This window comes from Oceanobacillus indicireducens (genome assembly GCF_014647195.1).
In the GTDB taxonomy this organism is placed as follows: domain Bacteria; phylum Bacillota; class Bacilli; order Bacillales; family Amphibacillaceae; genus Oceanobacillus; species Oceanobacillus indicireducens.
This window is the reverse complement of record NZ_BMOS01000069.1, coordinates 1-2,215: the sequence shown is the minus strand read 5'-3', so window position 1 is coordinate 2,215 and position 2,215 is coordinate 1. Positions and strand designations below refer to the sequence as shown.

The window sequence follows — 2,215 nt, the reverse complement described above, 5'->3', positions numbered from 1 at the left end:
TTTGAACAATTAGCAAGTGTTTTAGATGGAACAATGTGGAGCTTTACATAAATAAAAGACAAGTTTTTTTCCATCTATCTCTAAGGATAAAGACTTGTTTTTTGATTTTCTATTACTGCTTAGTTTTACAATGGAAAATAGTACGCTATTTTTGCCATCAAAAAAACCGCAAAAAACATTGAGTTCACAACGTTTTTTGCGGTTTTTGGTGTCAAACATGAGATTATAATTTACAAGGGAAGATTAAAAACCACGAGGCTAGCTTGGTCGATAAAAAAAACCGCTTATGAATTGTGTATGCACCGTTCATTAAGTATGTTCTCTTCCCAAGAATCTCGTGATTTTAGTCATGAGAGGTTCAAATTCTTATGATCATTCCGGATAAAAAATAACGGTGTAAAATCTGACCAGCTCATCCGTGTCGTTTGTATAGACATGAACTGTATTTGCAGGAAACTTAATGGTTTCATGCGCCTTTAATTCAAATTCCTCATCATGAATCTCAATCGTAAGTGTCCCGCGTTGGATTAATATATACTCTTCACCAATATGCTTCTCTGCTTGGTGACTGAAACCAGGCTGCAATTCTACGGTGAAAATTTCAAATTTCTTCTCCGGATGGAATGGAAAGACGGAATAGACAAGATAATTACCCCCGTCATCGATGACAGGACTGAGCTTCGACATGTCTATTTTTTCGATTTTAGGTTTCTCATTTTCCTTAAGAAAGCTTGAAAAAGATACTTGTAGCCCGTTAGCAATTTTCCAAAGTGTAGTGACGGTCGGATTGGACTTGCCTCTTTCAATTTGAGCTAGCATTGCTTTACTGACACCAGTCAATTCGGCTAATTGGTCAAAGCTTAATCCCCTTGCTTTTCTTATTTCAGCAAGGTTGTCTGCAATCACTTCTTGAATGAATTCCATACAAAATCTCCTTGACTCTTTGATATGTTTATTATAGCATGTAGGGAATAATATAACATACATATGTTTAACATTACATACAAGAGGGTGGGGAAATAATGAGTGAGTTGGCAAAAAGAATAGATGATGGATATAAATTGTCTACTTTTTCTCAGGGGGTAAAGGATTGTATTCCAACTTTATTTGGTTATATCAGTATTGGAATTGCTGCAGGAATTGTCGGTGCTTCCTCCAACTTAAGTGTATTGGAAGTTGCCCTTTTATCTATACTCGTTTATGCTGGTGCATCCCAATTTATTATCTGCGCATTGATTGTAGCAGGTAGTCCTTTTTCTGTTATTGTATTTACAACTTTCATTGTGAATTTAAGACATTTGCTATTGAGTATGACATTGGCTCCTTATTTCACAAACTATTCTCTGCTCAAAAATATTGGGATCGGCGCCCTTGTCACAGATGAGTCATTTGGTGTCGCTGCGAATAAGATTGTCCAAAAAGAAACGTTCAATGATCGCTGGATGAACGGGTTGAATATAACCGCGTATATCTTTTGGATTTTATCCTGTGTCGCAGGTGCGATTTTTGGAAAATGGATTTCCAATCCGGAAGTACTTGGGTTGGACTTTGCTTTAACCGCTATGTTCCTTGCCTTACTTGTACTGCAGTTAGAGCATATCGATGTAGGTAAACTGAATTTTTATTTATCTTTAATTGGTTATGTCGTTGTACTGATGATCGTATTTTGTCTGTTCGTACCTTCCTATATCGCGATTCTTTTAACTACAGTCATTGTTGCTACGATTGGAGTGGTAAAAGACAAATGAGTATTAATCTAACCGTACTTTTAATTATATTGGGCTGTGCGATTGTAACTTTTATTCCGAGGGTTATTCCATTCATCGTTATTAGAAATATAGCCCTTCCAAAAGTTGTCGTCAAATGGCTTTCATTTATACCGGTTTGTATTTTTACCGCTTTGATTGTTGATAGCTTTATCATTCAAGATGCGTCAGTATTAGCGATAGATTGGAGAGTGCTTGCTGCGATCATCCCAACGCTTCTTATTGCCTTATGGACAAAGAGTTTATCAGCTACCGTTCTAGTAGGAATTGTATGTATGGCGACGGTCCGGTTTTTCGTTTGAATTCTAGATCATGTTGCATAACCAGCCTTCTTTGGATATCCTTATCTAAAAGTGACCCTATTACTTTCATTCAGCGTTAGTGCAATTTTCTTCTGGAAGTTCGCAGTCCAGACACCTCTCGCTTTCCGCAGGCGGCTGGTGAGCCTC

General features: G+C 37.3%; 3 protein-coding genes. 2 read left to right on the top strand and 1 reads right to left on the bottom strand.

Annotated features, from left to right (window positions below; all coding sequences use genetic code 11):
- Positions 1 to 372: 372 nt before the first annotated feature.
- The gene (locus tag IEX94_RS19380) at positions 373 to 924 is read right to left on the bottom strand and encodes a helix-turn-helix domain-containing protein (RefSeq protein WP_188859880.1); all 552 of its coding nucleotides are present in this window, start codon (positions 922 to 924) and stop codon (positions 373 to 375) included.
- A gap of 98 nt (positions 925 to 1,022) precedes the next feature.
- Between IEX94_RS19380 and IEX94_RS19375 the strand changes: the two genes are divergently transcribed.
- Both IEX94_RS19375 and IEX94_RS19370 read left to right on the top strand, forming a co-directional pair.
- Positions 1,023 to 1,748: an AzlC family ABC transporter permease gene (locus IEX94_RS19375; protein ID WP_188859878.1), complete on the top strand. Its 726-nt coding sequence runs from the start codon at positions 1,023 to 1,025 to the stop codon at positions 1,746 to 1,748.
- The gene (locus IEX94_RS19370) at positions 1,745 to 2,068 is read left to right on the top strand and encodes an AzlD domain-containing protein (protein WP_188859876.1); all 324 of its coding nucleotides are present in this window, start codon (positions 1,745 to 1,747) and stop codon (positions 2,066 to 2,068) included. The genes IEX94_RS19375 and IEX94_RS19370 overlap by 4 nt, the downstream gene beginning before the upstream one ends.
- Positions 2,069 to 2,215: the final 147 nt, after the last annotated feature.

Excerpts from the sequence above, each read along its gene's own strand:
- IEX94_RS19380 (WP_188859880.1), bottom strand. The coding sequence starts at position 924 with ATGGAATTCATTCAAGAAGTGATTGCAGACAACCTTGCTGAAATAAGA.
- IEX94_RS19370 (WP_188859876.1), top strand. The coding sequence starts at position 1,745 with ATGAGTATTAATCTAACCGTACTTTTAATTATATTGGGCTGTGCGATT.
- IEX94_RS19375 (WP_188859878.1), top strand. The coding sequence starts at position 1,023 with ATGAGTGAGTTGGCAAAAAGAATAGATGATGGATATAAATTGTCTACT.